Consider the following 16,318-nt stretch of genomic DNA (forward strand, 5'->3'; position numbering starts at 1 on the left):
ACACTTTTATTTAGCATTTTTCTGGCTGCGATACCAACGTAAATATTCTTGTACCGCTTTATTATGTTCATTCAAATTTCGGGTAAATTTATGTCCACCAGAACCATCTGCCACAAAATAATAAAAATCTGTTTTTTCAGGGGTTGCAACAGCTTGTAATGAACTTTCACTTGGCATAGCAATTGGCGTTGGCGGCAATCCATCAATCACATAAGTATTATAAGGCGTTGACATTTCTAAATCTTTTTTACGAATATTACCACTGTAATTCTCACCCATACCATAAATTACCGTTGGATCTGTTTGTAATTTCATTTTTGCCTTCAAACGGTTGATAAATACAGAGGCCACTTTTGCTCTCTCAGTAGCAATACCCGTTTCTTTTTCTACGATAGAAGCCAAAATCAACATTTCATAAGAATTCGCTAAAGGTAAATCCTCATCACGCTCGTTCCACGCCTTATTTAACGCCTTTTTCATTCGCTCAGCCGATCGCTTAAGTAACTCCAAGTCTGTCGATTTAGGTGTATAGTTGTAAGTATCAGGATAAAGCCAACCTTCCACATTTTTTAGTTCAAGATTTCTACCAACATCTGGCAAATCAAGTAATGTGAAAATTTCCTCGTTACTCTTATCTTTCAAGGTTTGCACCAATTGCGGTGCATTTTCAAGATCTTTTCGCCAATCCTTGAAGGTTTTTCCTTCAATCCATTTTACATTAAACTGCACTTCCTTACCTGAATTAAGCAAATCCAGTAAATCTTGCACTGTTTTAACATTCTCAAGAGAATAAGTCCCTGCTTTTATTTTATTTAGCTCAGGTTTCAACTTCAGCAAATAAGGTAATAATTTTCCATCATCAATTAACTTTTCTTGCTCAAAAAGTGCGGCTAATTTTGAACCTGTTGTACCACGTTCAATAGTTAAAAGTTGATCTGCCTGCACATTTACTGGTGTTTTTACAAATTCAGTAATTTTGTAATAACCAAAACTAGCCACGCCCGCTAAAATCAAAATTAAAAGTAAAATCGCAATTAAAAATTTCTTCATAAGGTATAAGAAAGAGAAAATAAAAAACAACAAAAGGGGCAATTAAGCCCCTTTCTTTTAAACATTAAATCATTTATTAAAATATTGAATATCCGCAGTTTTACGTAATGCTTTTACCCAATCTTTATTTGCGTCTTGTAACTGACTATTCACCAAATGTTCATAGGCTTTTTGCGTATAAGCATCCGCCGTGCGGTCACCATCACGCGTTCCTGTCACTTCCAAAATATGCCAACCGAACTCAGTTTTAAATGGCGCAGAAATTACACCTTGTTTACTTTGCGCAACAGTCTGTGCAAATTGTGGCGCGTAACTTTCTGGGAACGCATAACCTAAACTACCGCCATTCGCACCCGATAAATAATCTTTAGAATATTTTAAAGCGGCGTCCGCAAAAGTCATTTTGCCCGCAATAATATCAGAGCGAATTCTTGTTAATTCAGCTTTGGCCTGTACATCATTTAACATCGGGTTAAGTTTTAACAAAATATGACGAACTTCGTATTCTTTACCCGTTACTTTTTGTGCTGTGCCTTGCAATTTTGCCTCATCTAACATTTTTTGACCAAGCGCAACAACTTCTTCACGCGTCACCGCAACGCTTTCATTGATAGCTTTATTACGCACTGCCCCCATCATCATTTGATTGGCAATTTGTTGACGAAATGTATTTAATGAAATGCCTTGATAATCTAACGCATCCAAAAATTGACCATAAGTTAAACCATTTCTTGCCGCAGTATCTTCCACAACACGATCGATTTCACGAGGATCAATTTTTACACCAGATTCTTGAATCGCTTTTTGTACTAAAAGATCATCAATAATTTTATCAAGTGCATTTTGGCGATCGCCTTTTTTACCCATATTTGCACGAACTTGGCTTTCTAAAATAGGAATGCCATCTACTGTTGCGACAACGCGTTCTCCTGCTTGAGCCATAGAAGTAAAAGCAACACAACCTAAAGTAGCCAATAAAAAAGATTTTAGAATAAATTTTTTCATTTTAATCTCATCAAAAAAGAGTCAATAACGTTGGTTAGAGTAACAATTCTATTGAAGGTTCACAATAGACAAGATCTATTTCCCAAGAATAGCAACTTCGTAACAGCCATCTTGTTTTTCAGTGCGAACTTGCACAAGTTCATCACGGCTTGTTGGTACATTTTTACCTACGTAATCAGCACGAATTGGTAATTCACGATGCCCGCGATCAACAAAAATCACTAATTCAATTTTTGCAGCACGACCAAAATCGGTGAGAGCATCCATTGCTGCACGAATGGTTCGACCAGTAAACAACACATCATCAACCAAAATGACGGTTTTATCTTGAATATTTAAATATTGTGATGAACCACTATAAACTGGCATTTTATCTTCCTGATCAACCAAAGTTAAATCATCGCGATAAAAGGTGATATCCAGTTCCATTGAAGGTAAATTTATACCACTTAATTCTTCAACTCGACGTTGTAATAATTCGGCAATTTCCGCGCCACGGCGTTTAATCCCAACAATCACAAGATCATCTAACGTTTGATGTTTTTCAATAATTTCGTGAGAAATACGCGAAATCGTGCGAAGAAAACGATCGTGGTCGATAATAATTTTTTCCATTTTTCCCAGCTTTATCAATAGTATTTCAATGCGCAAAGTATAAAGAAAATGTGCCTAAAAAGCGACGGTATTTGCACCATTTTTCTTGTTCGTTATACTATCCAAAACATTCCATCAAAGGAAATAAAATTATGCGCTACTCTATTCAAGATTTTATTCACCTCATCGCCCAACTTCGTAATCCAAATGGCGGATGCCCTTGGGATTTAAAACAAAATTATGAATCCATGATTCCTTGCTTAACGGAAGAAACTTACGAAGTAATTGAAGCGATTGAGAAAAAAGACATACCAAATTTACGCGAAGAATTAGGAGATTTATTGTTACAAGTCGTTTTCTTCAGCCAGCTTGCAACAGAAGATAAATACTTTACTTTTGACGATGTGTTACAAGATGTCGCTGAAAAAATTGTGCGCCGTCATCCTCACGTGTTTGGTGATGCAAAAGCGGGGGACGAAACAGAAGCCCTTTCCCGTTGGAACGAAATGAAAGCCAAAGAAAAACAAGGTAAAAGTGCTGAAACCTCTATTTTAGATAATGTACCTCGTGCTTTGCCTTCTCTTATACAAGCAGCAAAATTACAAAAACATTGTTCAAAAGTAGGGTTTGATTGGGAAGAAATTTCACCCGTATTTGACAAAGTGCGGGAAGAATTAGAAGAAGTTCAAGCTGAAATTAACCGCACTTCGATTGAACAAAATAAAGTGGAAGAGGAAATCGGTGATTTATTGTTCGCAACCGTCAATCTTGCTCGCCACTTAAAATGTGATCCTGAAGATGCATTACGGAAAGCGAATTTAAAATTTGAATGTCGTTTTCGAGCAGTAGAACAAGCGGTTCAACAACAAGGTAAGCAAGTTAATGATGTGCCACTTATTGAATTAGATTTGTTGTGGGATGAAGTGAAAAAACAAGAAAACTAATTGAGAAGTGCGGTAAAATTTCTTTCATTTTTACCGCACTTTCTTCGTTAAAGTTGCTGAATATCCAATGCCATTTGGTCTAACATTTCATAACGCTTACGATACATAGAACGTTTTTTACTTGCGATATCTTCTAACTGTTTGCGTTCAATATCTAAAGGTAATTGCCAATAATTATTGCCATATTCCCCTTGATTCTCTTGCCAGAACTCATCGTAATTAAACAAAATCTTACTGCGCGCAGAAAGACGATATTTTCCTTGTGCTTTGTGCGGAATGCCCACTAGCTCACATTTCCATTTTTCAGCGAGCATTTTGAATGCATTGACTAACAGAAACATTGGACGCATACCGTGCAATGCTTTCGTAGCCTGTTTTACAAGTTCTTGAGCATTGCCACTTGAGGGGCCTTGAATCGAGGCAATAAGCAATTTATTCGGGCTCAAAAAAGTGAAAGACGCATCATATACTCGCTCATTATGTTGATTACGAATATTAATAGAAAAATACCCTTCAAAGGGATCTATATGATTGATACTCAAAGATAAACGCAAATCATCTGTTAATTGTGTTAACACGATATTTTGTTGATCTAATAATTGTTGGCAAAGCGAACGTCCCATTTTTTCTTCTGCCAAACGTAAATTCTCCGTAATCGCAGGTAAACGTTCTGAAGCAGAAAAGCGTTTATCGCAAAAAGTTGTCAACACGGTGTTCACACGATAATAATCTTGTGTAAACAAAGGCTGCCATTGAGTTTCTGTATTAAGAAAATCCACTAATTGGCTACATTGCTTTTGATACAACCATTTATAGCCATAATAGCGTAATTTTTCCCGCACTTGTTTGAGAAAAGGGCGATCCTTGGAATAAGGATACATTTGAACGTAAGTGGGGAAAATAAAATTATTTTTCGTGGACATAACTCAATATTTTGTGAAATTTAATAAAATTATCAGCCATTTTAGCGATTATCACTTCATTTGCCAAAATTCTTTTTTGTTTAAAACCCACTTTACAACTCAGACTTTGTTATAATCTTTTCCTTGAATTCCTGTTTCCCTACCCCAATATTTACCCAAATTATAGGAAAGAATTAAGAGAGATAAATTATGGCGAAGAATACCCAACGTACGATGCCCGTATTGCCATTACGCGATGTCGTCGTTTTCCCTTATATGGTGATGCCACTTTTTGTAGGGCGTGCAAAATCAATTAATGCTCTTGAAGAAGCGATGAACGATGATAAACAGCTTCTTTTGGTATCTCAAAGAGAAGCAGATTTGGAAGAACCTACCCCTGAAGATTTATTTGATGTGGGTACCATTGCTAACATTATTCAATTACTAAAATTACCTGATGGCACAGTGAAAGTGCTAGTTGAAGGTCAAAACCGCGCGAAAATTAACAGCTTTGAAGATGGCGAAAAGTGCTTTTCCGCAAAAATTACCCCTATCGAAACCACTTATGGTGATGAAAAAGAGTTAGATGTTGCGAAAAAAGCGGTACTTTCTGAATTCGAAAATTATCTCACCTTAAATAAAAAAATCCCTGCAGATGTATTAAATGCACTTCATCGCCTTGGTGATGCAGATCGTTTGTCAGACACAATGTCGGCTCATTTACCGGTAAGTGTTCGTCATAAACAAAGCGTGTTGGAACTTGCTAACGTGCAAGACCGCTTAGAATATTTGCTTGGTATGATGGAATCAGAAGCGGACATTCTCCAAGTTGAAAAACGTATTCGTGGTCGCGTAAAAAAACAAATGGAGAAAAGCCAACGTAACTATTATCTAAGCGAGCAAATTAAAGCTATTCGCAAAGAAATGGATAGTGGCGAAAATGAAGATACGATTGATGAAGTGGAACAACTTCGTCAAAAAGTAGAAGCGGCAGGCATGCCTGCGGACGTACGCGATAAAGTGGAAAATGAGCTACAAAAACTCAAAATGATGTCAGCCATGTCTTCTGAAGCGACCGTTGTTCGTAGCTACATTGAATGGATGCTTCAAGTGCCATGGCATAAACGTACCAAAGTGAAGAAAGATATCGCAAAAGCTCAACAAGTTTTAGATGCGGATCACTATGGTTTAGAACGAGTGAAAGAACGTATTTTAGAATACCTTGCGGTGCAAGCGCGTTTAAACAAAATCAAAGGTCCAATCCTTTGCTTAGTAGGACCACCAGGGGTAGGTAAAACGTCTCTTGGTCAGTCTATTGCCAATGCTACTGGTCGTAAATATGTACGCATGGCATTAGGCGGTGTTCGCGATGAAGCAGAAATCCGTGGTCACCGTAAAACCTATATTGGTGCATTGCCAGGTAAATTAATTCAAAAGATGGCAAAAGTGGGGGTAAAAAATCCATTATTCTTGCTTGATGAAATCGACAAAATGGCATCCGATATGCGAGGTGATCCAGCATCAGCATTGCTTGAGGTACTCGACCCTGAGCAAAACACCACGTTTAATGATCACTATTTAGAAGTGGATTATGATCTTTCTGATGTGATGTTTGTAGCAACATCAAATTCCATGAATATTCCAGGTCCATTATTAGATCGTATGGAAGTCATTCGTCTTTCTGGTTATACCGAAGATGAAAAACTCAATATTGCGATGCAACATTTGTTACAAAAACAAATTGAACGTAATGGATTGAAAAAAGGCGAATTAACCATCGAAGAAAATGCCATTTTAGATATTATCCGCTATTACACTCGTGAAGCTGGTGTGCGTGGATTAGAACGTGAAATTTCAAAAATCTGCCGTAAAGCAGTGAAAAATTTATTAGTAAATCCAAAACTTAAATCTATCACGGTAAATTCAGATAATCTGCACGATTATCTTGGTGTGAAACGTTTTGAATTTGGTAAAGCGGATACCCAAAACCGTATGGGTGAAGTAACAGGTCTTGCGTGGACTGAAGTGGGCGGTGACTTACTGACTATTGAAACTGCGTCAGTGGTTGGCAAAGGTAAATTAACCTTCACTGGTTCATTAGGCGATGTGATGAAAGAATCTATCCAAGCCGCGATGACCGTAGTCCGTGCACGTGCTGAAAAATTGGGTATCAATTCTGAATTCCATGAAAAACGCGATATTCACATTCACGTGCCAGATGGTGCGACACCAAAAGATGGTCCAAGTGCAGGTATTGCAATGTGTACGGCATTAGTTTCTTGCTTAACAGGTAATTCTGTACGTGCTGATGTAGCCATGACAGGTGAAATCAGTTTACGCGGTAAAGTATTACCAATTGGTGGATTAAAAGAAAAACTTCTTGCGGCACATCGTGGCGGAATTAAAACCGTATTAATTCCAAAAGAGAATGTTAAAGATCTCGAAGAAATTCCAGAAAACGTAAAACAAAATCTTGCGATTCATGCAGTAGAAACCATTGATGAAGTACTTGGTCTTGCATTGGAAAATCCGCCTGAAGGCATTGAATTTGTCAAAGTTGAAACTAAAGTGGCAAAATCACCCCGCCGTAAAGCGACCAGTAAGACAACAAGAGCGGTCAATTAATTGAATGTTTTAGGGCTTGTGAAAACAGGCCCTTTTTATCAACATTCACAGCGTCAGCTAAAATTTCATATTTACACAACGTTAATTTGTATTTTTTCTAACTGTTCTCACATTTAAAACTTGTTAATAACAGAATGCTCAAACTTCCTCCACTTTCTCTTTATGTACACATTCCATGGTGCGTTCAAAAATGCCCTTATTGTGATTTTAATTCGCACGCACAAAAAGGCGATATACCAGAACAAGACTATATTCATCACCTTCTAAAAGATCTACAGGCCGATTTACAGCGCTTTAAAGATTCCATTCAACAACGAAAACTCCATTCAATTTTTATTGGTGGCGGTACGCCAAGTTTGTTCTCGGCAGAAAGCATTGCGTATCTCTTAAAAGAAATAAAAACGCAGATTGATTTTGAAGATAATATTGAAATCACATTAGAAGCTAATCCTGGTACGGTAGAAGCTGAACGTTTTAAAGGTTATGTATCCGCAGGCATCACGCGAATTTCTATGGGAATTCAAAGTTTCAATGATGACAAATTACAGCGTCTTGGACGAATCCATAATGCAGCAGAGGCAAAAAGTGCGGTCAATTTAGCGAAAGTTTCTGGGCTAAAAAGTTTCAATTTGGATTTAATGCACGATTTGCCAAACCAAACGTTAGAAGAGGCCTTAGATGATCTTCGCCAAGCTATTGAGCTATCTCCTCCTCACCTTTCTTGGTATCAGCTCACTATTGAGCCAAATACGATGTTTGCTTACCGCCCACCTAAATTACCAGATGATGATGAGCTTTGGGATATTTTTGAGCAAGGCCACCAACTTTTAACCGTAGCGGGCTACCAGCAATATGAAACCTCGGCTTATGCAAAGGCTGATTTTCAATGTAAACATAATTTGAATTATTGGCGGTTTGGGGATTATTTAGCTATTGGCTGTGGCGCACATGGGAAACTGACCTTCCCTAATGGCGAGATTACCCGCTTTTCTAAAACCAAGCACCCGAAAGGTTATTTGCGTGGCGAATATCTTTACGAAGAAAAAAACGTGCCAGAAATTGACCGCCCTTTTGAGTTTTTTATGAATCGCTTTCGTTTGTTAGAAGCGGTGCCCAAACAAGAATTTGAAGATTACACAGGTTTATCTCAAAGTGCGGTAAAAAATCAAATTGATTTTGCCATTCAACAAAACTATATTGTGGAAAACGCTGATTCTTGGCAAATCACTGAGCATGGCAAGTTATTTCTCAATGAACTATTGGAATTATTTTTAACGGAATCATAGCTCATCCGTTAAACCTCTCGTTGCAGAAAAATTACACTTGTTTATTAAATACTCTCGTAATAAAGTAACTCGATCGTTTACTTATTAAGATAAGGAAAGGAAAAGAAATGAATCAATTAGAAATGAAAAAACTCGCCGCACAAGCCGCATTACAATATGTAAAAGCAGATACGATTGTTGGGGTGGGAAGCGGCTCCACGGTGAACTGCTTTATTGAGGCTTTAGGTACAATCAAAGATAAAATTCAAGGCGCAGTTGCGGCTTCAAAAGCATCAGAAGAATTATTACGTAAACAAGGTATCGAAGTATTTAATGCAAATGATGTCTCTAGCTTAGATATTTATGTGGATGGTGCAGATGAAATCAATCCACAAAAAATGATGATTAAAGGCGGCGGCGCAGCGCTCACTCGTGAAAAAATCGTCGCTGCATTAGCCAAAAAATTTATTTGTATTGTAGATTCGAGTAAACAAGTGGATGTGTTGGGTTCTACCTTCCCATTACCAGTTGAAGTTATTCCAATGGCTCGTTCACAAGTAGGCAGAAAATTAGCCGCACTTGGTGGCGCACCTGAATATCGTGAAGGCGTGGTGACTGACAACGGCAATGTGATTTTAGATGTGCACAACTTCACTATTTTAAATCCAGTTGAAATGGAAAAAGAATTAAACAATGTTGCGGGTGTTGTCACTAATGGGATATTCGCGTTACGTGGCGCAGACGTTGTGATAGTCGGTACGCCTGAAGGTGCCAAAATTATTGACTAATTCATAATAAAAATCATAAGGAAGCAAACATGACAAACAAAGTTTCACTAGACAAATCAAAAATCAAATTTGTATTGTTTGAAGGTGTGCATCAAAGCGCACTTGATACGCTCCATGCGGCAGGCTATACCAATATTGATTACTATAAAAAAGCGCTAGATGGTGATGAATTAAAAGAAGCCATTAAAGATGCACACTTTATCGGCTTGCGTTCTCGCACCCATTTAACGGCAGAAATGATTGAAGCTGCACCCAAATTAATCGCTGTGGGATGTTTCTGTATTGGCACCAACCAAGTGGATTTAAATGCAGCAAAAGCGCGTGGAATTCCTGTATTTAATGCCCCATTCTCAAACACTCGTTCTGTCGCAGAACTTGTATTAGGCGAGATTTTATTACTTATGCGCAATGTGCCACAGGCTAATGCCGAAGTACATCGTGGCGTCTGGAATAAATCAGCGACGGGATCTCATGAAGTGCGGGGTAAAAAACTAGGAATTATTGGTTACGGCCACATTGGTTCACAATTAAGTATTATTGCCGAATCATTAGGCATAGATGTGTATTTCTACGATATCGAAAATAAACTTCCGCTCGGTAATGCCAAACAGGTTCGTAGCCTTGAAGAATTACTCAGTTCTTGCGATGTGGTTTCATTACATGTACCAGAACTGCCATCTACCAAAAACTTAATGAACGCAGCTCGTATCGCACAATTAAAACAAGGAGCAATTTTGATCAATGCTTCGCGTGGCACAGTGGTAGATATTGATGCGCTTGCTCAAGCCTTAAAAGACGGTAAAATTCACGGCGCCGCAATTGATGTATTCCCAATTGAACCTGCGTCAATTAATGAAGAATTTGTCTCACCGTTACGCGAATTTGATAATGTGATTTTAACGCCACATATCGGCGGCTCAACAGCGGAAGCACAGGAAAATATCGGTTTTGAAGTAGCAGGTAAATTTGTCAAATATTCAGACAATGGTTCAACACTTTCTTCCGTCAACTTCCCTGAAGTATCTTTACCAGAACACGAGGGAACAAAACGCTTATTGCATATTCACGAAAATCGTCCTGGTATATTGAACAAACTGAACCAAATTTTCGTCGAAGCCAACCTCAATATTGCCGCGCAATATTTACAAACTGACCCGAAAATTGGTTATGTTGTCGTGGATGTAGAAACAAATGATGCATCGCCATTACTGACGAAATTAAAGGAAATCGATGGCACAATTCGTGCGCGGGTACTTTACTAAATGACAATTCGTATGTAAAACACAAGATTTTTAGCCCCCTATAAGGGACTATACTTCACAAGCCTCTCTTGGGGCTTGTGAAAACTGACAATCCCTGTCCCTGATTCCCCCTTAAAAGGAGCTACATATTCTTTCGTTAAGAAATTATCTTATGTGGGTATTTGCATAAGGAAAAAAATATTTGGTAGAAATGATTTAGTTGTAGCCCCTGTTTATAGGGTTTTATTTTTCATAAAAATTGACTATAAATTGTTAAATTTTGAACGTTTTAAAATGTATTTAAAACTAGTTTAAATAGAATAAACTCATTGAACTGTTTGTCGCAGGTGTCACAGCAAGAACAGCCAGTGAATTGGTTAATTACAGTCGCTTATTACTTTCATCGATTACGCTTACTCATCTATCAAACAAGCCCACATATTGGAAATACTTGAAGGCGGGATTGAAGCTGATGAAAGCTATTTTGGCAGTACTCGGAAAGGTAAATATGGTCGTGCTGCCGGAAAAGTCGCGGTATTCTTGCTTCTCAAACGAAATGGCAGGGTTTATACCGTCGTTGTCCCTAATACGTAATCAGCGACATTATTGCCAATTATCCGAGAGAAAGTTAAGCCTGATAGCATTATGTACACGGATACCTTTCGTAGTGATGATGTGCTTGATGTCAGTGAATTTAGCCATTTTCGCATCAATCACAGCCCGCATTTTGCTGAAAATCATAACCACATAAACGGAATTGAGAATTTTTGGAATCAAGCAAAACGCCATTTACAGAAGTTTAATGACATTCCCAAGAGCATTTTGAGCTATATTTAAAGGAATACGAATGACGTTTTAACAACAGTGAAATAAAATCTCAAATTTCCATTTTAAAACAATTAGTTAAGGGGTGTCTAGTTATCTAGTACAGCCCCTAAAAAATTATTCACCAATAGATAGGCTCCTATCTTAAGTTATCTTTTCAAAGTCAAAATCACCTAAAAAAATAACTAATTAAAATATTTTACTAAATGTATCAAAAAATATAAAAATTTGAATTTTAAATAATTTTTACACTTTATATATTATTCTATATCTTTTTATAAGCAGTCTTAATTAAATCTAAATAAAGGACTAATTATGTTAAAAAATTTAATTGAGTCATGCTAATAAAAAGCAGAAAAAAATCACTCATTGAACTAAGCTGACTCTGTAGATTTTGAAAAATTGAAAGATTTAATTAAACAATTAGGTGATGAAATCAGTAAAGCTGGAAAGCATTCCTGTAATCTATCCACTCACTATTCTAACTAATAAACCACTCCCAATTGGTATTATCACTTGAAGTGAGTTCACAACGTAAAACAGTCAGATTTTTAGTCCAACAATGCCATGGTGCAGATATCATAAAAAACGGATTAATAACCTCCTTATTTTTGACAACATGGATAGTACAGGAGCAAGCAAAGAACAAAACAACTTAAATAAAGCGAAACATTTTACATTCAGACCAAAGCTGTAAGGATTATTTGGATTACTATATCAGCAACAAATTAAACTGAAATTCAAAGACCGACTTCGATGCTATGTCATCATCAGTCCTTAAGTAAATAGTCTATTTTTGGCTAGATCAAAATTTCACCGCACTTTTGTAAGATGTTACCCCACCATTTTCTTTAACTGATACAAATACGCTAAGGCTTGTTTAGGACTTAAATCATCGGGATCTAGTTTTTCAATAGCCTCTCTTAGCGCATCCATTTCTTGTTCAAACAATAATTCACCTTGAGTGTGATTGGCTTCACGTAATGCCTGAATTTGCTGATCGGCTGAATGACCTGATGTTTTTTCTAATTGTGTCAATTTCTGTTTTGCCAGTTTAATAACAGATTGTGGCACGCCCGCCAAAGCCGCGACTGCCAAACCATAACTTTTACTTGCTGCACCATCTTGTACAGCGTGCATAAAGGCGATGGTGTTGTTATGCTCAAGGGCATCTAAATGAATATTGGCAATGCCTTCTAGCTGTTCTGGCAATGCGGTTAATTCAAAATAATGGGTGGCAAATAACGTAAGTGAGCGGATTTTTTTGGCTAACCATTCTGCACAAGCCCAAGCTAAGGATAAGCCATCATAAGTGGATGTGCCGCGTCCAATTTCATCAATAAGCACGAGACTTTGCGCAGTGGCTTGATGAAGAATATTTGCCATTTCTGTCATTTCCACCATAAAGGTTGAACGCCCTGAAGCTAAATCATCAGACGCACCAATTCGAGTAAAAATACGATCAATCGGCCCTATTCGCGCGCTGTCTGCCGGCACAAAGCTGCCGATATACGCCAGCAATGTAATTAATGCGGTTTGGCGCATATAAGTACTTTTACCACCCATATTTGGCCCAGTGATAACTAACAAGTGACGGTTATGATTTAATTCCACTGGGTTGGCGATAAAAGGATCTTTTAATACTTGTTCCACGACAGGATGGCGACCATTTTCAATTTTCACACTCACTTCATCACAGAATGTTGGCATCACGTAATTGAGGATGTCTGCGCGCTCCGCAAGATTGACCAATACATCCAATTCAGAAAGTGCGAGGCTCGCCAGTTGTAACGAACCTAAGTGCGGTAATAATAAATCAAACAATTCATCATAAAGCTGCTTTTCTAATGCTAACGCTGCGCCTTTTGATTTCAGTACTTTGTCTTCATATTCTTTGAGTTCAGGAATAATGTAACGCTCTGCATTTTTCAGGGTTTGGCGGCGTACATAATGAATAGGTGCTTTATGCGCTTGGCCTTGGCTAATTTGAATGTAATAACCATGCACTGCATTAAAACCGATTTTTAGCGTATCAATACCAGTGCTTTCACGCTCACGTTTTTCTAGGTTTTCCAAATATTGGGTTGCGCCATCAGACAGCATACGCCATTCGTCCAACTCGGCATGGTAACCTTCAGCAATTACGCCACCATCTCGAATTAAAAGTGGAGGCGTTTCAATCAATGCACGTTGCAATAAATCGCATTGCTCGCTGAAATCGGCAATTTGGCTGAAAAGTGCGGTTAAAAATGGCGGTGTTTTTTGTTGCACAATCGCGCGTAATGCAGGAATTTGTTCTAATGCCGTGCGCAAGCGGGTGAGATCGCGTGGACGCGCTGAACGTAGTGCAACACGCGCTAAAATACGCTCCATATCGCCAACTAATTGCAAATAAGGTTGGAGTTCATCGACCAAATCAAAATTCAGAATTTCCGCAATCGATTGTTGGCGTTGTTTTAATTTTTCCACATCACGAACAGGCTGGTGAATCCAACGTTTCAATAAGCGGCTGCCCATTGGCGTGACGCATTTATCCAAGACAGACGCTAGCGTATTTTCTGTGCCACCCGCAAGATTTTGCGTTAATTCAAGATTTCTGCGAGTGGCGGCATCTAACTGAATACAGTCTTGATTTTGAATTAAGCTAATGCTTTGAATATGAGGCAATGCGGTACGTTGCGTTTCTTTTGCATATTGTAATAAACAACCTGCCGCACTTAAGCCTAGAGGGGATTTTTCCACACCAAAGGCGCGTAAATCTTTTGTACCAAATTGGCGATTCAGTAACGTAATGGCGGTGCTAAGTTCAAATTCCCAAATCGGGCGACGGCGTAATCCCTTGCAATGTTCAATTGCAGCCATTTCATTAAATTCTTCACAATACAGCAATTCCACAGGTGCAATACGTTGCAATTCCGCACGCAATGTTTCTTTATCAGTAGGTTCACAAAGCTGAAAACGGCCAGAGGTCATATCCAAAGTGGCTAATCCAAATTTTTCTTTTTCTTGATATACCGCCGCAATCAGATTGTCTTGGCGTTCAGGCAAAAGTGCCTCATCACTCACCGTACCTGGTGTAACAATTCGCACAATTTGGCGTTCCACAGGCCCTTTGCTGGTGGCAGGATCACCAATCTGTTCACAAATTGCCACAGGCTCACCCAACTGAACCAATTTTGCTAAATAACCTTCCACCGCATGATAAGGCACGCCCGCCATTGGAATTGGTTGCCCAGCAGATTGACCTCGTTTCGTCAAAGAAATATCCAACAATGCCGCTGCTTTTTTCGCATCGTCATAAAACAACTCGTAAAAATCTCCCATGCGATAAAACAACAAAATATCCGGATTCTCTGCTTTGAGTTTTAGGTATTGTTGCATCATTGGCGTATGTTGTTGGAAATTTTCTTCGGAAATCATCTAATTATCTGCTTTGAAACTGAATAAAGATAGGTTTTGTGTCGGCTATTTTAGGTGCCGAAAGGGGAAAAAGCCAGATAAAAAAAGAGCGGTGAAAATTTGTTGAGATTTTTCACCGCTCTTTTTAGAGGAAAATTAACGTCTTGGAAGGTAACGTACAGGATCCACTGATTTACCTTTATAGCGAATTTCAAAGTGGAGTTTCACGGTATTTGTACCAGAGCTACCCATTTTTGCGATTTCTTGACCAGCTTTGACTTCTTGTTGATCGGTTACAAGAATTTTGTCGTTATGCGCATAAGCACTTAAGAAATCATCATTATGTTTGATGATGATTAAATTACCGTAACCACGTAAAGCATTGCCAGCATACACGACGCGACCTGATGCAGCTGCTTTAACAGCCTGTCCACGAGAACCGCTAATATCAACCCCTTTATTTCCGCCATCAGTATTGGAGAAACCTTGAATGATATTACCTGAAGTCGGCCATTGCCATGCAACATTTGATGCGATTGGTGCAACGACATTGGCATTAATCGGTGTGATATTAGTGTTATCTACTGGTGTTGTTGGCACTGATGGTGTTGTCGCAGGGGCAACTGGTGCAGCTGCAACTGGTACCATTGCTGGTGCGCTATTCGCTACACCTGCGCCAGATTTAATTGGACCAATGATTGTGCCATCAGATCCCATTTGCGTACCATTTGCACCTGGCGTATAGGTGACTGCTAGTTCTGCAGGTGCTGTCGGTGCAGCCGCAGTAGTTGTTGTCGTTGCTGTTGCAGGTTGTTTTACAGGAACCGTTGTTGTCACTGTTTTTGTACCACAATTAGAGATTTTTAAAGTTTGACCTAAGCTCAAACTATAAGGCTCTGTCATGTTGTTCAATGCTGCTAATTCTTTTACATCAATCCCCGCCAAGTAAGCGATTAAGAACATGGTATCGCCTTTGTTTACTTTATAGGTATTACCTTTGTAAGAGCCTTTTTCAATTTGGCTATAATCTGGTGCATTGGTATTTGGATTGCGTGGAACATTAATATGTTGCGAACCTACGCAATCAGAAACTGTTTTAGTGATGGTTTTTGTTTGCACAGCTGGAGTTGGTGTTGGCGCAGCTGGTTTTTGAGCTGGCTGAAATGCTGGCTGTGTAGGTTTGAATGCTGGTTGAGCAGGCGCTGCTGGCATGGCAGGCTGTTGATAGGTTGGTTGGAAATTTGGCTGTGGCGTTTGCACGCCTGTTGGTACACCGCCCATCGCTGGTACCGTGTTTTTTTGAATTTCAGGTTGCCAAGAACCACCCGCGCTTTTGCCATTGACAGGTTGCATGATGCCAGGGGAAAGATTGCCATCAGCATTACTAATTGGAGCAGGAGAATTAGAGGCACAAGCCGATAATACAACAAGACTCAAAGGGAGTAAGAGAAATGATTTTTTCATAGTAATTCCTTATTGTTCCTTTATTATTTCGTTTGCGCTGGCATTGTATTTTTTTGAATTTCTGGCATAAAGCTACCGCCAGCAACAGCGCCTGTGCCTTCTACTGGTTGCATGATGCCGTTTGGTAATGCATCTGGATCTTTAACTGGTTCTGATGCACATCCAGCTAATACGAATCCAGCCATTAAAATAAGACCTAATTTATTCATTTTTCTA

At 38.8% G+C, this 16,318-nt stretch carries 12 protein-coding genes and 1 pseudogene; 6 read left to right on the forward strand and 7 right to left on the reverse strand.

All coding sequences use genetic code 11. The features are described from left to right. Window positions 1–6 precede the first annotated feature (6 nt). The 3 genes from mltG to pyrR form a co-directional block, all read right to left on the reverse strand. Entirely contained in the window at window positions 7–1,050 is a 1,044-nt protein-coding gene (gene mltG, locus AC6H0A_RS07530; protein WP_044232529.1) for an endolytic transglycosylase MltG, read from the reverse strand. A gap of 69 nt (window positions 1,051–1,119) precedes the next feature. Beyond that, a complete protein-coding gene (locus AC6H0A_RS07535) occupies window positions 1,120–2,055 on the reverse strand; it encodes a peptidylprolyl isomerase (RefSeq protein WP_005640939.1) in 936 nt (311 codons plus the stop codon). Window positions 2,056–2,130: 75 nt separating this feature from the next. Then, window positions 2,131–2,670: a bifunctional pyr operon transcriptional regulator/uracil phosphoribosyltransferase PyrR gene (pyrR, locus tag AC6H0A_RS07540; RefSeq protein ID WP_005626142.1), complete on the reverse strand. Its 540-nt coding sequence runs from the start codon at window positions 2,668–2,670 to the stop codon at window positions 2,131–2,133. A 131-nt stretch (window positions 2,671–2,801) separates the two neighbouring features. Between pyrR and mazG the strand changes: the two genes are divergently transcribed. Continuing rightward, window positions 2,802–3,593: a nucleoside triphosphate pyrophosphohydrolase gene (gene mazG, locus AC6H0A_RS07545; RefSeq protein WP_179230797.1), complete on the forward strand. Its 792-nt coding sequence runs from the start codon at window positions 2,802–2,804 to the stop codon at window positions 3,591–3,593. Between the two features lie 47 nt (window positions 3,594–3,640). Here mazG and AC6H0A_RS07550 read toward each other — a convergent pair whose 3' ends face one another. Beyond that, on the reverse strand, window positions 3,641–4,516 hold the full coding sequence (locus AC6H0A_RS07550) for a VirK/YbjX family protein (RefSeq protein WP_005640933.1): 876 nt from the start codon (window positions 4,514–4,516) through the stop codon (window positions 3,641–3,643). A 189-nt stretch (window positions 4,517–4,705) separates the two neighbouring features. On the opposite strand from AC6H0A_RS07550, the gene lon reads away from it, so the two are divergent. From lon to AC6H0A_RS07575, 5 genes and pseudogenes are all read left to right on the forward strand, one after another. Beyond that, on the forward strand, window positions 4,706–7,120 hold the full coding sequence (gene lon / locus AC6H0A_RS07555) for an endopeptidase La (RefSeq protein WP_005640931.1): 2,415 nt from the start codon (window positions 4,706–4,708) through the stop codon (window positions 7,118–7,120). A 134-nt stretch (window positions 7,121–7,254) separates the two neighbouring features. Next, complete coding sequence (gene hemW, locus AC6H0A_RS07560) at window positions 7,255–8,406, forward strand: radical SAM family heme chaperone HemW (protein ID WP_005640929.1); 1,152 nt, start codon at window positions 7,255–7,257, stop codon at window positions 8,404–8,406. Window positions 8,407–8,513: 107 nt separating this feature from the next. Next, window positions 8,514–9,173: a ribose-5-phosphate isomerase RpiA gene (gene rpiA / locus AC6H0A_RS07565; RefSeq protein WP_005627100.1), complete on the forward strand. Its 660-nt coding sequence runs from the start codon at window positions 8,514–8,516 to the stop codon at window positions 9,171–9,173. Between the two features lie 29 nt (window positions 9,174–9,202). Further along, on the forward strand, window positions 9,203–10,435 hold the full coding sequence (gene serA / locus AC6H0A_RS07570) for a phosphoglycerate dehydrogenase (protein WP_005640927.1): 1,233 nt from the start codon (window positions 9,203–9,205) through the stop codon (window positions 10,433–10,435). Between the two features lie 307 nt (window positions 10,436–10,742). Continuing rightward, window positions 10,743–11,340, forward strand: a pseudogene (locus AC6H0A_RS07575) (IS1595 family transposase). Between the two features lie 733 nt (window positions 11,341–12,073). Here the strand turns inward: AC6H0A_RS07575 and mutS are convergent. The 3 genes from mutS to AC6H0A_RS07590 form a co-directional block, all read right to left on the reverse strand. Then, entirely contained in the window at window positions 12,074–14,659 is a 2,586-nt protein-coding gene (gene mutS, locus AC6H0A_RS07580) for a DNA mismatch repair protein MutS (protein ID WP_005640925.1), read from the reverse strand. Window positions 14,660–14,794: 135 nt separating this feature from the next. After that, window positions 14,795–16,102: a murein hydrolase activator NlpD gene (nlpD, locus tag AC6H0A_RS07585; protein WP_179230796.1), complete on the reverse strand. Its 1,308-nt coding sequence runs from the start codon at window positions 16,100–16,102 to the stop codon at window positions 14,795–14,797. Window positions 16,103–16,125: 23 nt separating this feature from the next. Next, window positions 16,126–16,311, reverse strand: a complete 186-nt coding sequence (locus tag AC6H0A_RS07590; protein ID WP_005640921.1) for a hypothetical protein — start codon at window positions 16,309–16,311, stop codon at window positions 16,126–16,128. Window positions 16,312–16,318 lie beyond the last annotated feature (7 nt).

It is taken from the genome of Haemophilus sp. THUN1692 (genome assembly GCF_059704395.1).

Excerpts from the sequence above, each read along its gene's own strand:
- rpiA (WP_005627100.1), top strand. The coding sequence starts at position 8,514 with ATGAATCAATTAGAAATGAAAAAACTCGCCGCACAAGCCGCATTACAA.
- lon (WP_005640931.1), top strand. The coding sequence starts at position 4,706 with ATGGCGAAGAATACCCAACGTACGATGCCCGTATTGCCATTACGCGAT.
- AC6H0A_RS07550 (WP_005640933.1), bottom strand. The coding sequence starts at position 4,516 with ATGTCCACGAAAAATAATTTTATTTTCCCCACTTACGTTCAAATGTAT.
- hemW (WP_005640929.1), top strand. The coding sequence starts at position 7,255 with ATGCTCAAACTTCCTCCACTTTCTCTTTATGTACACATTCCATGGTGC.
- mutS (WP_005640925.1), bottom strand. The coding sequence starts at position 14,659 with ATGATTTCCGAAGAAAATTTCCAACAACATACGCCAATGATGCAACAA.
- AC6H0A_RS07535 (WP_005640939.1), bottom strand. The coding sequence starts at position 2,055 with ATGAAAAAATTTATTCTAAAATCTTTTTTATTGGCTACTTTAGGTTGT.
- nlpD (WP_179230796.1), bottom strand. The coding sequence starts at position 16,102 with ATGAAAAAATCATTTCTCTTACTCCCTTTGAGTCTTGTTGTATTATCG.
- mazG (WP_179230797.1), top strand. The coding sequence starts at position 2,802 with ATGCGCTACTCTATTCAAGATTTTATTCACCTCATCGCCCAACTTCGT.
- pyrR (WP_005626142.1), bottom strand. The coding sequence starts at position 2,670 with ATGGAAAAAATTATTATCGACCACGATCGTTTTCTTCGCACGATTTCG.
- mltG (WP_044232529.1), bottom strand. The coding sequence starts at position 1,050 with ATGAAGAAATTTTTAATTGCGATTTTACTTTTAATTTTGATTTTAGCG.
- AC6H0A_RS07590 (WP_005640921.1), bottom strand. The coding sequence starts at position 16,311 with ATGAATAAATTAGGTCTTATTTTAATGGCTGGATTCGTATTAGCTGGA.
- serA (WP_005640927.1), top strand. The coding sequence starts at position 9,203 with ATGACAAACAAAGTTTCACTAGACAAATCAAAAATCAAATTTGTATTG.